The organism is Ralstonia sp. 22086 (assembly GCF_052045975.1).
Lineage (GTDB): Bacteria > Pseudomonadota > Gammaproteobacteria > Burkholderiales > Burkholderiaceae > Ralstonia > Ralstonia wenshanensis.
In genome coordinates this window covers 1,835,669-1,850,164 of record NZ_JBQEPZ010000001.1, presented here as the reverse complement: position 1 = coordinate 1,850,164, position 14,496 = coordinate 1,835,669, and the positions used below count along the sequence as shown (strand labels likewise).

The window sequence follows — 14,496 nt, the reverse complement described above, 5'->3', positions numbered from 1 at the left end:
CTTGAACGTGGTCGACATTGTTTCCCCGGCTGAGCGTAGCCGCATGATGGCCCATATCCGCGCAAAGAACACCAAGCCTGAAGTGCTTGTTCGCAAGGCACTTTTTGCTGCCGGCTACCGCTTCAGGCTTCATCGCAAGGATCTTCCGGGCTCTCCGGATGTCGTTTTGCCGGGTCGCAATGTCGCGATTCTTGTGCATGGATGTTTCTGGCACATGCACGCCGGCTGCAAAAACGCGAAGCTACCTTCTTCAAGGAGTGATTTTTGGAGGGAGAAACTCCAAGGCAATGTGGCTAGAGACAAAGCCGCCACGGACGCGTTGCGCGAGTTGGGATGGCGGGTTCTTGTGGTCTGGGAATGTGGCACTCGTGATCCAACAATTGCTTCAGAACTCTCCCAGCGACTTGCCCGCTGGATTGAAAGCGATGAGCCAGCGGGAGAAATCAGCGCCGCGTAGAGTCGATAAAGTCCAGTACTACTTCGGCAATCTGGCGCGCGAGGTAAGGTGGGACAGCATTACCTACCTGCCAATATTGCTGAGTACGATTTCCCTCGAAAAAGTAGTTGTCGGGAAACGTTTGAAGTCGAGCTGCCTCACGCACCGTGAGACTCCGGCATTGCGAAGGGTCAGGGTGGATGTAGTAGTGCCCATCTTTTGCAATGTGTGAAACTACCGTGGTCGAAGGCTGTTTGCCGATCTGGACACGAAAACGATCGATGAACGGTACAGCCTCAGCCGACATGTTGCCGTGGTTGGGCAACAGTCGCTCTGGGAAATCCGGAAGCTTGGGAGACCATCCGCAGATGTCTGCGAAACATGAAGCAAACATATATCGGGCAAGGTCGGAGCGCATGTGCTTGCGGGTTTCGTGCTGAATTACACCATCAAGCTTCGGGTCAATGATCCACTCACGTAGTTCCTCGGGCATCTTGTCCGGATTGGGCGCACCGGCAATGAATCGTCCTCCGGACGACTTATGCCGTCTTGCCGAGGCCGATGCGCGCGCAATTCGTGCTTCGATTTCCAATCGAACTGGTACACGCCATCCCTTGAGTCCCGAGGATGTCTTCGCGAGTGCAGAAACCCAAGCGTCTTGGCTATCTTCCTCGCGAGAGAGCTGACTACGAAGTGCCGGTAATCCTGCGAGGGCCTCTTGCACAGTGACTGGGGCCGAAGCCGGTTTGAGAGAGAAGCGCCCTTTTTGTGCAAGTAATTCTGCGCCGGCAGATGCCAAGTCAGATCTGATCCCGAAAAGTATGACGCGGTGTCGTGCCTGAGGCAGGCCATACTTCTCGGATTCGATCAGATAGTCTTTGGGCTCCAGATCCTCGCCTTCCGCAACGAAGGACCGAATCACGTATTCGTGTCCGTTGCCTGGCATGCGCAGGTCTGCGAGGATGCGATCAAAGATGGGGGACCCTCCATGCTGCGAGGTCAGAATGCCCTTGACGTTCTCCATCACAAATACTGCGGGCCCGAACTCTCTGATGATCCGGAGGTATTCCGTATAGAGGAAGTGCCGCTTATCGGCCTCAAACTTCTGAGGATCCTTCGGACGCAGCCGGGAGCGCCCAGCCAGTGAGTAGGCTTGGCAAGGAGGCCCACCAATCAAGACCCATTCTGTCGTTGAGCCGAGAGCTTCGGCGATCCATTGGTCAACCTCCGAGTGCGGAGTGACTCCAAGCTCTGCGCAACGAGCCTCCTCTGATGCCACCCTCGCCTCGTCTGAAATCGACTGGTGCGAGAACAGTTCGTCGCGCGAGATGTCGCCGCGTAGATAGTCGTAGTAGCAGGCAGGTATCGCATCGGGAGGAAGCGCGCGAAACAGCGCACGGAGCGAAAGCGTCCGATGTGCAATCTCCTCCTTCTCAATCGAGACCTTGACCTCGAACCGTCGTTTGCCGTTACGCCCGACTATCGATGAGAACCCTTCACCGAGTCCTCCCGGGCCCGCGAATAGGTCAATTACAGGTATCGCGCGTCCACGCGTCATTTAGATTGTCTAGTTATGCAAGTACTCAGCCCGGCGGACGCCAGGGCGCGCTAGTTTATCAGGCGGGCGGCCGTGCCGTGCGCTGTCTAACCTTCCTTATGTCCCTCCAGTCACCAGCGGTCATGTGCTGGCGTTGCCGGGTGGGGACACTGAGGCGGTGCCAAATCCATCAACGCTACTGGCGTGCAGCCTGTCAACTTGATCTCTGGTGAGAAGTGGGCGCGCCAGTGTTGGCTGCCGGCGAACTTGCGGAAGCAGGTACTTTCTTAAGCTGCACCTTGCTCTAGCGTATTCCTGCAGCGCGGCCTATCCGGCAGTTCAATTTCATAAAAAAATATCATCTCGCAGGGCTCTTGGGTTCCAAAAATGAACTTAATGCGCAAAAACGCGCCCGCACATCTGCGTTGAAAATTCAATAATCAAAAAAATACCGACAAGAAAACTTCAAAAAATGTACGGTGATATTTCTTTGATGAAATTTTAAATATTTTTTTGTGCATTTTTGAGGTGTCTTTTCAATAGTGCTCCGTTGTTGCCGCCGGGGCGAGCTGTTGCGCAAGCGAGCGGGGGGGCTTAGGCTTTCATGGTCTAGGTTTTCCAAAAGATGACACCCAGAGATGAGTGCGCTCGGAGATTTCGTTCGTCAACGTCGGTCGAATTGCGATCTGACACAAGCTGACCTCGCGCGCCTGGTGGGGGTGGACGCCACCTACATCAATGGCATCGAATCCGGACGGAAACGACCGGGTGGTTCCCAGTTGCTGCAAGCGCTAGGTGATGCGTTGCAACTCGATGTCGCTGGCCGACAGGAACTGCATAGGAGGGCGGATTTATCGCAGCGCTCGTTGAGGCTGCCAGAAGAGCTGTCGCTCGAGAAAAGCGAACTTGTCAGGTCGTTGATCGCGGACTTGCCTCATCTCGAGGCTGATGGCGTCGACATCATTGCCAACGTGCTGGCAGCGCTCCGCCGGCAGCGCGATAGAACGTCGATGCCAACCGAACCAGTTCAACAAGGAGGAACCATGTAACCAAAAAAGCGCCACAGACCAGAGGTCTGCAGCGCTCTTGTGGGGAATCTCCAGGGAGATGCCAGTTGGACAGAACTAGTCTCCTTTTTCCCGCCTGTAGCGTCAAGCCCCCCTTTGGTCTTTTTCCGTAGTCAGAAGCCCTCGGCTTGACCGTTCTTGGTCAAGCTTGAGGCCCCGCTCGTGCCTGCGGATTGAATTCCAGACACCCTTCGGTCGTCCGGAGGACGTCGCACGCTCGAAAACTGGTATGCCACGGTGCCCGTGCAAGGCGCGGAACCGGCGGGCAGGGAGACCTATATGTCAGTACGTAAAGTCATTACTCGTCGCTCCAATCATTTCAGGGCCTACATTCCATCCCTGAAAAATGGGGGGCCGACGGAGTGCGAGTCGATGCTCGAAGCAAAGCTCATCCGCTTATGTGAGCTTTCCCCCTTGGTGCGCGACTATGAGGTTCAGCCTTCACTTGAGTTGATCTCGGTGGACGGTCGGGAGGAACAATACTTCCCGGATCTGCGCTTGCGGTTGGTGGACGGAACAGAGCGCTGGATCGAGGTGAAGCCGGCCGGCCGCCTGAAAGTCAAACGGGTCGCCCGCCGAATGGCGGCGGCCGCGACGCTGTTCGCTCAATCAGGCCGGCAGTTCCGCATCGTGACCGACCAACAACTTAACGTCGAGCCACGCGCGGCAAATGTTCTGAAGCTGATGTACCACCGGCGAGGACGGCTTACTCCGGTGGAGTTCGAGCACTTCCACCGTCGCTTGCATTGCAGTCGACCAGGGACGCTATCAGATCTCTTCTCTCTGGTCGGTGCGGACGATGGCTGGCGCTTGCTCGGGTTGGGTTTTGTCGGTATCGACTTGGACAAGCCGATTGAGTTGGAAGCTGCGGTTTACGTGGGGGGAGGGCATCGCCATGCAAACCTTTTCGCTTAAAGCTCGGCTGTGTATTCTCCTCAATGGCCGGAGATTGGTACTCGTAAACCGTTTAATGGATCGACGGCTCGCATTTAAAGACGACTTCGGTGAACAAGTCCTCTTTGCCGAGCCGGAGTTCTACCGATTATATGAGCAAAAGCAGATCGCTCTGGACTCCGAGCAACCGTACATCGAGAGCGTTCCTTTGGTCACAAGTGCGCCGCCGGACCTCACGTGCTTTCCAAAAAAGCACTCTGACGAGGCATTGCGTCGCCGCTCCTACTTAAATGCGCTCTTCGAGCCGGACGGTTCAATGTTGCCCAACGACAAGGAACTCCGCACACGCATCGCAGCAATCGCCTGTGTCATAGAAGACCAGAAACGTCCTCCGTCACCGCCAACAGTGCGGCGATGGGCTCGCCGTTATGGCAAAACGAAATGCGTGGTTCGTCTCGTGCCACAGCACTGCGCGAAGGGTCGTGCTGTGGTCATTCGAGATGAGCTGGAGACCCTGTTGCAGGCGGTGTTGGAAGAACACTATCTGAAACCCGAGCGGCCCACGATCTCGCAGGTGTATGGAGCGTTCAAGTTGCGGGTAGACGCCGCAAACAACGAGCGTTTGCCGTCGCAGCAGATAGTACTGCCGTCTGAAATGACCTTGCGGCGATACATCGATCGCTTGGATCAATATCAGCTCGAGTGCAAGCGGTTGGGCAAGCACGCTGCCGACCGCAAACACCGTAACGCCATCGGCCGCCTAGATGTTGAAGCGATTCTGGATCGCTGGGAAATCGACCATACGCTGCTGGACATCCTGATAGTTGATCCCAAAACTGGTGAGGTCATTGGTCGTCCATACATAACAGTTGTTCTGGATCGGCATAGTCGGATGATCATGGGTTTCTTGATCCATCTGTCCGCACCGAACACCGAGAGCGTTCTCAGAACCATAGAGCGGGCCATCCGCCCGAAACAAGCGTGGTTGGCTAGCTATCCCGATGTCGTCAACGAATGGCGCGCATGCGGCTTACCGCGCTACTGCGTTCCAGATAACGCCGCAGAGTTTCACGCCTTTGGATTGGTTGCAGCATTCAACGAGCTGGGGATTGAACTCCTTTTTCCGCGCTCACGTGGCCCCGAAATGAAAGGGGCGGTTGAACGATTCTTCCGAACTATGGCGGAGGACTTGATACACCGCCTCGCCGGGACTACGTTCTCAAATCCCCGCGAGCGGGGTGACTATCCTTCTGAGAAGCTTGCCTGCATCACACTTGCAGATCTGAATGCACTGGTCACCAAGTGGATCGTCGACTGCTATCACCAGCGTCCACATCGAGGTTTGAATGGCCGAGCTCCTGCTCCGGTTTGGCTGGAGGGTGAGGTTGATCGGACCCCCCGACTGCCAGTGGATCTGGATGAGCTTGAGTGCATCCTGTCAAACCGAGTAAGCCCGCGGCTGCATCACTACGGCGTTGAGGTGGACTGCCAGCAGTATCACTCTGACGAGTTGGCGGAGTTGCGACTCCGGCTCGGGCACGAGGCCAGCGTCGATATTCGGTTCCGCGACGAGCTCGGTCACATCTGGGTACGAGACCCATACCGCAATCTGTTCTTTCAGGTTCCGAATAGAGACAAGCGCATGGTCGGCAAGAGCAGGGATCTCTATAAGCAGGCTCGCGAGCGCGTCAAACAGGAAAAAGGCGACCCGAACGACAACGACGCTGTGCTTGCGGCATATCACCAAATCATGGTCGATGCGGAGGAGGCCAAACGGTCAAACAAGCTGCGCAAGCGACGCGCCGCCGCCCAGGTACGGCTGGACAAGGAGGGGCGCGAGCGTCAGTCCTCGCTACCAGCCACAGAGCCGAAACCGACGCAAGCGAGCCTCGCTTTTGAGTTCGATGGCAGTGCTCCTACGTTTGATATTCATCCTCGCAGCTTCTAAGCCGTCATTGGAGATCGACATGACCACGCACACCGACTTTTCTCTTCGCCACCAGTTCATCAACACACCGCAGGCGCGCCGCGCTTTCGATCGATTGGGCGAGATTCATCAAGATGCCCTTCGCGCAAGGACCAGTAGGGGGCTTATGGTACTTGGGCCAAGCGGCTCAGGAAAAACCACGGCGCTAAAGCAGTACGTGAACACGGCATTCCCCACGCTATGGGTTCCAGGGAAGCTCCGCCGTGCTCTGCGTGTGGAAATTCCATCCTCTCCGTCCAAGAAAAGCATGGCAATGGCGATCCTGCAAGCATTCGACGATCCGCTTGCCACCACCTCGTCACACTCAGCCGAGAGAAAAATCGCGCGAGTGGTCACGCTCTTGAGAAACCTGCAGACGGAGGTCCTCATTCTGGACGAGGCGCAGCACCTTGTTGACTACAAGCGCAACACTGCCTACGAGGCTGCAGACTGGATCAAAAGCCTCATGAACGAATCTGACGTCACGGTTGTACTCGTCGGCCTTAAGCGCACGCAGCAACTGCTGTGGGCAAATGAACAACTGCGACGCCGGTTTTGCGCAGTCGTGGATTTCGAACGCTTCTGTTTGGAAACGCATGGAGGCCAGAACGAATTCGCGACCCTCATTCATAGCATTCGCAACATCCTTCCCGTGCCTGCCGTTACCTTCACTACAGACAACATGTTGAATCGTTTCCATCATGCCAGCTTTGGCTTGATTGACTACATGATCAAGGTCCTGGACCGTGCAGTATGGATGGTTCAGAGTGGCCGAGCGTCTGGCGTTGATCGAAGCGTCCTGGCGGCTGCGTTTCGCGATGAGGTTTGGAACGAAGTTCCGGCAGAGCGAAACCCATTTACGGAGGAGTTCAACTTCAGTCCGTTGATTGGCACGCGCGAGCCCTTCGAGAACTTTAATGGCACTGCAGCGTAAAACTCGCGGCGTGGCCCGCCCTAAACGACGGGCCACGGACAGCCGCATCTATCAGCACGATCCCAGGTTGTATTGCCTCCTCGATCAGAAGACGAGCATCGGTAGGTATCGGAACAAAGCTGCTCAGTCGCAGGTACAGCGCGATAGACCAGCCGCTGTTGGGGTCACCTCGCTGCCTGTGCACGTTGTGCCGTACCAGTGGGAAGACTTCGAGAGCTTCATGTTTCGAGTGCTGGAGCGCAATGCGCTGCAGTCAATTCCGCAAACCTTGCAACTACTTGAGCCTCACATTGATGAGGCTCTCGGTGTCGATCCGACTATTTTCTGGCCGATGCTTCCACGCCGCATAGACCGGGTGCGGCATGTAACGTTCGGGCATCAAGTCCTTGCTGTGCGACACATTGCTTGGCTGCGCAGCCGGCTATGTCCGTTGTGTGTCGCCGAGCGAGGTTACGGCTCTTTGGACTGGGTGCTTGCGCCGCTCGCTGTCTGTCCCGCGCACGGAATCTATTTGGTTGATCATTGCGCTTGTGCTCCGTCGAAACCTCTTCTACGCACCCGCCCCGCTTACTCGCTCTGTTCGTGCGGATCTGACTTGCTCGATATCCCGACCTCTTCAGCGAGCCATGGAGCACAAGTGTTAGCGCGTGAAGTGTCTCGGCAATTTCACCAGCGGGCGGGAGGCGAGATCGCAAGCACGTTTCCCATTTTGGCGACATGGCCGGCTGAGGCCCGATTCTCGGACCTCTTGGATTTGGTGATTCTTCTTGGTTGCTTCGGTCTCGGTCGGTTCGTGCTCGTCTCACGATTTCACCGTTCGGTCTACAGCATGGCTCTGATTCGAGAGCAGTTCGAAAAAGCGGCATACGTACTGACGCACTGGCGTGGTGGATTCGCATCGGCGCTTCGCATTGCCGTTGGGCCAGAGGCTGCACGTGCCTCGACTTTCTCGAAGACGGTATCTATTGCGAAGTCGATTGCCGCCAGGTACGTCTCGCCGCTTCTATACGACTGGTTGATCCGAGGGCACCGCGCAGCGACGCACGCTCGAACATCGACAGCGTCGAGCGGTTCGATGTAAGCGGGTGGAGAACGTGATGCTCGGATTATCTGTGCTACCCGACCCGCGCGACGATGAGGACTTGCTCGGGTTCCTTTGCCGGACAGCGCAACTCAATGCGCTGACCAGCGCGGAATTGTTGAAGGCGTTCCGTTGTGCCCCAATGGAGGATGTAGATTCATGGACAAAAGGGGGCGGGCGACCGGCAGCTTGGGGGGATCAATCCGCAGAGCTTCGCAACCCAGGCACTCGGCCAGCGAGAGCCTGGAACTATCGCAGTCGAAAATTCTGTCCTTCTTGTCTTGGTGACGCCCCCTACTGGCGCGCGAGTTGGAGCCTGATGCTGGTGACGTGCTGTACCCGACACAGCTCCTGGCTTCAGGATTGCTGCGGTACATGTGGAGCCTCACTCTATATTGATGCGATGGGGCATTTTCACTGCACCAACTGCGGAGCACCACTTGCCGGTGTCAATCCAGAATCCGAAGATGTGTCGAAGGGCGCGCTTTGGGTGTCGCGGCAACTGGCTCTCCGCATCTCTCGGCAAAGGGCGAATACCAACCATGTTACGGCACATCTAACTCTGCCTGACTTTCACGAAGTGGCGTTACGAATCGGCATTCGCAGCGATACCGCCGATCGCAAGAAGCCATTAAGGCTTCGGGATGCAGGAACGCTCGCCGTGGCAAAGCCAATTGCAGATGGTGCGGGCAACGCACTGATGGCATGGCCGAATGGCTTCTATTGTTTGCTGGACACGATCCGTGAACAACGCGCTTACGCGATCGACTGGAGAATCCGCAACGCCATGGGGCCGATCTACCAGGATATCTATCGCCATCTCGACGATTCGAGGTTCGACTTCATTCGACACGCGTTTGAGGGCTATGTCCATGACCGTTGGGAGGCCCCGCTGGCTCGTCGAAATCGCAACCTGGGGCCACAGATTGTGCGGGAGCATCGATGGGTGCCTGTACTAGATGCAGCCCGAAAAATCGGTGTAGATCCTTCGTTGCTTCGGCGGATGGGCGTGCACCATGAAATCCCGACCCGAGAGTTGGTCACCGATAGCGGCAGGCTCGCACGGGTTATCAATCTCAGCGCGGCCATGGACTCCGCTGATCGATTGAGGTGCGCCATGACTCTTGAGCAAGCTGCTAACCAATTGGGAATCAGTGACAAACGTGTTCGCCAACTCCTGACGGCAGGGCTGCTTGTCGCTCTAGGCGGGTCGCCAAGGGCCGGGGAGCGCTGGTGGATTGATCCCGCGTCTATCGAACAATGTTCAAGATGTGGGCGACCTGTCGTCACGAAAAGCGGGCACTCGGTTTCGGTTGCACACGTTGCGAAGTATCAGCTTTCCGATGCCAAACAGTTTATTGCGATGATTCTGGCCATCCAATCGGGACAATTGTCCGTGTGGGTGCCGCCCCAGGCCAGTCAGCAGATCGGGAATTGGCTGCTGAACGAGGAGGAGATTGCGAGCTGGCGATCTTTCGAGCAAAAGAAGATGCCCATAAGACTTTCCATCAACGATGCGGCACTACAGCTTGGTGTGAAACAGGAGGTTGCCTATGCCTTGGTCCGATCAGGGATCTTGCCTGCCGTAGTCGAGAGGATTGGTCGTCGTACCGCGCAGTGGGTTAACGCCAGCGCGCTGAATCAATTCCGGAAGCGATATGTCCTGGGAAACGAACTGGCTCGCCTTTCACGGACAAGCCCCAAGCAGATCGCTCAGCGTTTGCGGATATCTGGAATCCTGCCTGTCGCGGGCCCCACTTCCGCGTCGGCTCCTTGCCGGCAGTACATTTGGCCGCGGACTCGGACCATTCTGCGTCTCGCTACAGCCAAGAAACCACATGCGGGGGATAAACGGTAAGTCTCAACGCGTAATGAGCCAGTAGTCCCCGCGGCATTAGCGAGTGAGCCGCTGCCAGAACGCATTCAACCGTGCGCGCCAGCCAAGTCCCCGTTGCTCGTGGTCGGATGGAGAGGGGCTTGGAGTATTCTGTTCCGACTTCCGTAGCGCCGTGGCATCGCGGTACATCGACTCCAAATCGCGCTGGTCACGCGTGAAAACTGCCTTGACGCGGCTCTTCGACAGCTGAGCGGTCCAAATCACCCGGTTGTCACGTATCCAGTAATGCGACCGGCACGTCATGGATCCGTTTCCAATCGATGGGTATAGCGTGGCTCTCCCTTGGGCCAGTTCAATGCGCCATTCCGCTGGAGAAAGGGGGGTGACCACCTTTTCCCCGCATCCGCAGCAACAAAGATGCACTGCTGCCCGATATTTCGGGCTGATGTACAGGCGACCGGGCTGCAGCACGCGGGGAGCGAGTTCGACCACTTCCGGTGTAATCCGGTTAATTCGCATCTGTGCCCTCGGCCTTCTCCGCCTTCGCAAGAGCCATCGTGCTGATAACAAATTCGAGGTGATGCCAGTCCCAACTCATGGCATAGAAACCGAAATGCTGTTTCCATCGCATAACGGCAAGGATGGCGTTGAGCGCATTTGCATCTGCGATCTGAATGTTCTGGTCATAGAGCGCGTCGCCTGCGTCTTCCATCGTGGGGGCGCGATCGAAGAAGTGGTTGTTCCTGTCCGGCGAGGCCATTGTGACCCGGCACGTGCCGAAGATCTGCCGCGCTGCGGACAGCGACATGTCCATCCCGCAGTCGATAAACGGCACCTTTTGATTGATGAGATGAGAGCAGATTAGTCGTCGCGCGGGCCCCTTGTCGATGCAGACAAAGACGAAATCAAACTGTCCCAGCAATCCGACATTGGTGTCTGTCACATAAGAAGGATGTTGGACGATGCCCGATCGCATCGGATCGTACAGCTCGGCGAAGTATGCAACCTTGGGCCGACCAAAATCCGACTCCTTGGCGGCTGCGGGCGCGCGAAAAGCATTGTGCAACTCGAAATCGTCGCCGTCGAAAAGATGAATTTCACGCACCGGCGTCTTCGCCACTTGGTCCAGCACGTAGGAACCAGTCCCTCCCAGCCCGACAATCGCAATCTTGTGGTCTGCCAAGCGTTCGGAGACCATCACAAAATTGCCTCGCGTAGAGCACGCGTCGGGATAGCGGAATGGCCCAGTTCGTGGCGCCACCTGGGACGCTCCAGGTCCCAACGGCCGAGTGCAGTGGGGATCGATGACGCGCGCCTGGTCCGTGATGATGCGCCAATAGTGCATCAACTGGTCGAAGTGGGTGGCGTAACCCGTCCACCCCTCGTTCTTGTTGGAGAAATAGAACCGGGCAGGAACTCCCGGAGCCACCATGCCGCCTGCCACATCGGTATGTCGCAGCTGCTCCATCGCGGAGCCGTCCGCGAAGCACGGGAAGGGGCCGTCAAACCATGCTTGATGGGTGGCCGGCGGTGTCACCTGACTATCTGTGTAGACCAGTGCGACGACAAGGGTGCCCAGCTGCAACTGTCGCTGACTGTCGACCACTGGCACGTTATGTAGGAGCAGGTATGTGCCTTGCACCGCTACATGCAGCCCCGCGACAAGAAACGGGGCCAGCACGGGATCAAGAACGGCCGGTTTTGCGGACATGGCACACCATCCCTTGTTTTACCGGCACCGGCTTGTCCCCCCGGGCCAACGAAAAATCCCCGAGGTCCGGGGCGCTGATCGTGATCGTGTACACGATGTCCGAGCTTTCGGCCGGCGGATCCTGCGGATACGCCAAGTGCACCAGTTGTGCGTACGTAAGCTTCTCCTGATGCACCTCCACCTCATCAAGATTTACCACGATCTTCGTTGCGTGTTGCGTTGCGGTAGACATGATTTGTGCTCCATCAAAACCACAGAAATGTAAGATTCTGTGTAAGGTGAATGCAGTGTGGCAGATTTTTTGTAAGGTGTAAAGTACGGTGTAAGCTAGATGTAGAATGTCGCCGCCCGACGAACGATCAAGGAGCCCGCTTGACTAGTGATGCCGCCCTCCGCCGGGGGCAATGGGCGCATGCGCCCTTAGTTTTTGTACTCGCTCAAATTCGATTTCTGCCCAGCGCCACCGCAACCCCTGAGCATCTGCGCGACGCAATCACGAAGCGAGTGGGAGCTCGATTCCCGACGGTCAGCCAGACCAACGGCGTAAGCTTTGAAATCAGCCTCGATACCGAGCCCAGCGTGCAGCGAACGGGTCAGGCCATTGGCTACGATCTCGTTAATAACGAGGTCAATGCGATGGTGCGCATCCAGCAGGGTGCACTTTCGTATGCCGTTACGTCCTACATCGACTCACCGCACTTTAGGGAGGAGTGGCTCGACATCACCGATGCGCTGGCAGATGTGCAAGTCGCCGCAGTAACTCGTCTGGGCTTGCGCTACGTGGATTTCCTGATGCCTCGGCACGGACAGCGGCCCGAGGATTATGTTCATGCCCCTTGGAACCTCACTGGGATGCCGACTTTGCCAGGGGCAGCCGGCGGCCCAGACCTCCATGTGTCCATGCTGGACGTGAGCTATCCGTTGGGGAGGATGCGCCTACAATTTATGCGTGGAGTTGGAGTGCCATCGTTGCCGATGGATTTGCAGGGGATGCTGAGCCCTGGGCAGCCTTCACCGCAGGCTGAGCCGGGGGAGTGTGGCGTCATCGATAGCGATCGCTGGGTTGACGGCACGCACGACGCGGATCGCGCAACGCTCAATCAGCTATTCACTCAGATGCATACCGATGTGTCGTCGGCGTTCCGCGCCATGATTACCCCGCTTGCCCAGCGTGAATGGCACCCCGGAGTGGCAATAGGAGATAACACATGATCTACGCTTCCGAACGTGACGCGAAGCTAGGCTCGGCGATCGGATCAAATGCTATGTGGCGCCAAGCTGGATCAACCGGTGTTCGTGAGCTGAAGGCCGTGCGGGTCGACTGTGGCACCGCTGTGCCGACAGTGGTAATGGGCCTGAGCGATGTTGGGCAATACCGTGGGACAAGCATCAACGCGGTGGTGCCTCTCCCCTTCAAACTTTCTTCCTCGCAGCGACCGCTCGAACCAGCGCTCACAACGCCGAGAGAGATGGTGGAGGCGTTGAGAGAGGCGTTCGGACTCAACGTCACGCAGCTAGCGCAAGTTTTGCATATTGAGCGCATCACGGTATATGCGTGGCTGCGCACCGACCTGATGGAAAAGCTCAATCCATCCAACCGCATCCGGTTGTGGCGTCTGTACCAACTGGCCAAACAGTGGGCCAGTTGTGCGCCGCTGGCTGGAAAATTCTTGGTCGAGCCCATACCCGGGAGAAACACCACTCTCTTGGAGATGCTGCACTCGCCTCAGTTGGATCCGGGCGAGTTTGCGCAGGCATATGAGCTCCTGGCGCGCGCGACGAGCCCGACTGCGCGCACTCAGCGGCATCGAGCTGAACAGCGCCTTGCGTTGAAGAAGGGCATTGAGAATCTGCGGAAGAATGCGGACAAGTTCGGGATGGATCTGAGTTGACGGGTGCGCAGCTTTTCAACGCGTTCCTTGACGAGCTCAGCGCAGGCGCTGGAAACAAGTCCTTGATGGTCATGATTGCCGGCCCCAACGGCGCCGGCAAGACCACACTGTGGCAGCAATTGCTCAAACCGATGCTCGAGGACGCGGTGGAGGCTGTGTACATCAACGCAGACGAGATCGAACGTGAGTTGAGTGAGGCGGCTCAATTTAATTCGAATGCCCCGCAAACACGGGAGACTGCTCTTCAAGCGCAATCCGAAGCGACCCGTCTGCGGGAGTTACTGTTGTCCGCTTCGGCTGGGGCGCAGCACCATTTCGTCTTCGAGACCGTCTTCTCCGATCCCTACGGCCACAAGCTCGCGGAGTTGCAGCGCGGAGTTGCCGCGGGCTACTACGTAGTCATGTTGTTTGTGGGACTCGATAACGTGGGGCTTGCCCAGCAGCGCGTTCTTCAGCGGGTCACGGTTGGGGGGCATGATGTTTCGGCCGATGTTCAGCACCACAGATTCCCCAGAGTCTTTGCCAATGCGCAAAAGGCCCTTCAGATCGTGCCGCTAGCTGTGTTCTTCGACAACTCTCGGGACAGAGAGGATGGACAACGTAGCCATCGACCCGTGGCCATTGTAAAGAACGGCTCACTATTGGCCCAACACGACACCATGCCCGCATGGTGGCCCATGATCATTCCCTAGCTCACAAGAATTCATCTCGGCAAACATTGAGTGATCGCCGTGGCTCGCCGCACGATGTGTGAGCCGCGATCCAAGTCATTGCCATCCGCGTTGCTGTGTCTCTGACAGGCGGAGTTGATGCCGCCCCGGAGTTGGTCCAGCGCAACAATCCGGTCAACCTATTTCGCTCCGGATGCACTATTCTGAATACGTAGCAACCCACGTCATTACCTACTCCATCCCCACCATGGCTGCCTTCCGTACCTGCGTCGGGCACAACCGAACCTCAAGGGTCCGGGTCGGCAGCCATGCGTTCGCTCAGCGCGGGCGAACCTCCACGCGAATAGTTGGCTGACCCGACAGAGGTCTACCTAGCACAAGCAGATTGTGTAGTCGCGGCTAGCGCCGCCTATTGCGTGTGGAGAAACATCATGTCTGCTCCAGGACAACCCCCAGAGCATCCTCCTGGG

Annotated in this window: 14 protein-coding genes; 10 read left to right on the top strand and 4 right to left on the bottom strand. The window is 57.1% G+C overall.

The features are described from left to right. Nucleotides 1-7 precede the first annotated feature (7 nt). Nucleotides 8-457, top strand: a complete 450-nt coding sequence (locus ACTJK6_RS08695) for a very short patch repair endonuclease (protein WP_127592152.1) — start codon at nt 8-10, stop codon at nt 455-457. On the opposite strand, the gene ACTJK6_RS08690 is transcribed toward ACTJK6_RS08695, so the two are convergent. After that, nucleotides 444-1,994, bottom strand: a complete 1,551-nt coding sequence (locus ACTJK6_RS08690; RefSeq protein ID WP_127592051.1) for a DNA cytosine methyltransferase — start codon at nt 1,992-1,994, stop codon at nt 444-446. The two genes, ACTJK6_RS08695 and ACTJK6_RS08690, sit on opposite strands and share 14 nt — an antisense overlap. Nucleotides 1,995-2,611: 617 nt before the next feature. On the opposite strand from ACTJK6_RS08690, the gene ACTJK6_RS08685 reads away from it, so the two are divergent. The 6 genes from ACTJK6_RS08685 (at nt 2,612) to ACTJK6_RS08660 (ending at nt 9,773) form a co-directional block, all read left to right on the top strand. Then, entirely contained in the window at nt 2,612-3,022 is a 411-nt protein-coding gene (locus tag ACTJK6_RS08685) for a helix-turn-helix domain-containing protein (protein ID WP_127592053.1), read from the top strand. 390 nt (nt 3,023-3,412) lie between these two features. Beyond that, complete coding sequence (locus ACTJK6_RS08680) at nt 3,413-3,955, top strand: TnsA endonuclease N-terminal domain-containing protein (protein ID WP_127592055.1); 543 nt, start codon at nt 3,413-3,415, stop codon at nt 3,953-3,955. Beyond that, nucleotides 3,936-5,882, top strand: coding sequence for an integrase (locus ACTJK6_RS08675; RefSeq protein WP_240674303.1), 1,947 nt, complete (start codon nt 3,936-3,938; stop codon nt 5,880-5,882). Before ACTJK6_RS08680 ends, ACTJK6_RS08675 begins: the two co-directional genes overlap by 20 nt. 19 nt (nt 5,883-5,901) lie before the next feature. Then, complete coding sequence (locus ACTJK6_RS08670; RefSeq protein WP_127592057.1) at nt 5,902-6,834, top strand: TniB family NTP-binding protein; 933 nt, start codon at nt 5,902-5,904, stop codon at nt 6,832-6,834. Beyond that, on the top strand, nt 6,818-7,915 hold the full coding sequence (locus ACTJK6_RS08665) for a TniQ family protein (RefSeq protein WP_127592059.1): 1,098 nt from the start codon (nt 6,818-6,820) through the stop codon (nt 7,913-7,915). The genes ACTJK6_RS08670 and ACTJK6_RS08665 overlap by 17 nt, the downstream gene beginning before the upstream one ends. 16 nt (nt 7,916-7,931) lie before the next feature. After that, nucleotides 7,932-9,773 carry a hypothetical protein gene (locus ACTJK6_RS08660; RefSeq protein ID WP_440838732.1) on the top strand — a complete coding sequence of 614 codons (1,842 nt, stop codon included), beginning with the start codon at nt 7,932-7,934 and terminating at the stop codon, nt 9,771-9,773. Nucleotides 9,774-9,809: 36 nt separating this feature from the next. On the opposite strand, the gene ACTJK6_RS08655 is transcribed toward ACTJK6_RS08660, so the two are convergent. The 3 genes from ACTJK6_RS08655 to ACTJK6_RS08645 are packed head-to-tail and all read right to left on the bottom strand — an operon-like array spanning nt 9,810 to nt 11,695. Beyond that, nucleotides 9,810-10,271 carry a DUF6527 family protein gene (locus ACTJK6_RS08655; RefSeq protein WP_127592063.1) on the bottom strand — a complete coding sequence of 154 codons (462 nt, stop codon included), beginning with the start codon at nt 10,269-10,271 and terminating at the stop codon, nt 9,810-9,812. Further along, nucleotides 10,261-11,463, bottom strand: a complete 1,203-nt coding sequence (locus ACTJK6_RS08650) for a ThiF family adenylyltransferase (RefSeq protein WP_127592065.1) — start codon at nt 11,461-11,463, stop codon at nt 10,261-10,263. The genes ACTJK6_RS08655 and ACTJK6_RS08650 overlap by 11 nt, the downstream gene beginning before the upstream one ends. Continuing rightward, a complete protein-coding gene (locus tag ACTJK6_RS08645) occupies nt 11,438-11,695 on the bottom strand; it encodes a multiubiquitin domain-containing protein (protein ID WP_127592067.1) in 258 nt (85 codons plus the stop codon). The genes ACTJK6_RS08650 and ACTJK6_RS08645 overlap by 26 nt, the downstream gene beginning before the upstream one ends. Before the next feature lie 140 nt (nt 11,696-11,835). Between ACTJK6_RS08645 and ACTJK6_RS08640 the strand changes: the two genes are divergently transcribed. The 3 genes from ACTJK6_RS08640 to ACTJK6_RS08630 are packed head-to-tail and all read left to right on the top strand — an operon-like array spanning nt 11,836 to nt 14,047. Further along, nucleotides 11,836-12,675, top strand: coding sequence for a TIGR04255 family protein (locus ACTJK6_RS08640; RefSeq protein WP_240674305.1), 840 nt, complete (start codon nt 11,836-11,838; stop codon nt 12,673-12,675). Continuing rightward, entirely contained in the window at nt 12,672-13,355 is a 684-nt protein-coding gene (locus ACTJK6_RS08635) for a hypothetical protein (RefSeq protein ID WP_240674306.1), read from the top strand. Before ACTJK6_RS08640 ends, ACTJK6_RS08635 begins: the two co-directional genes overlap by 4 nt. After that, nucleotides 13,352-14,047, top strand: a complete 696-nt coding sequence (locus ACTJK6_RS08630; RefSeq protein WP_240674307.1) for a zeta toxin family protein — start codon at nt 13,352-13,354, stop codon at nt 14,045-14,047. Before ACTJK6_RS08635 ends, ACTJK6_RS08630 begins: the two co-directional genes overlap by 4 nt. Nucleotides 14,048-14,496 lie beyond the last annotated feature (449 nt).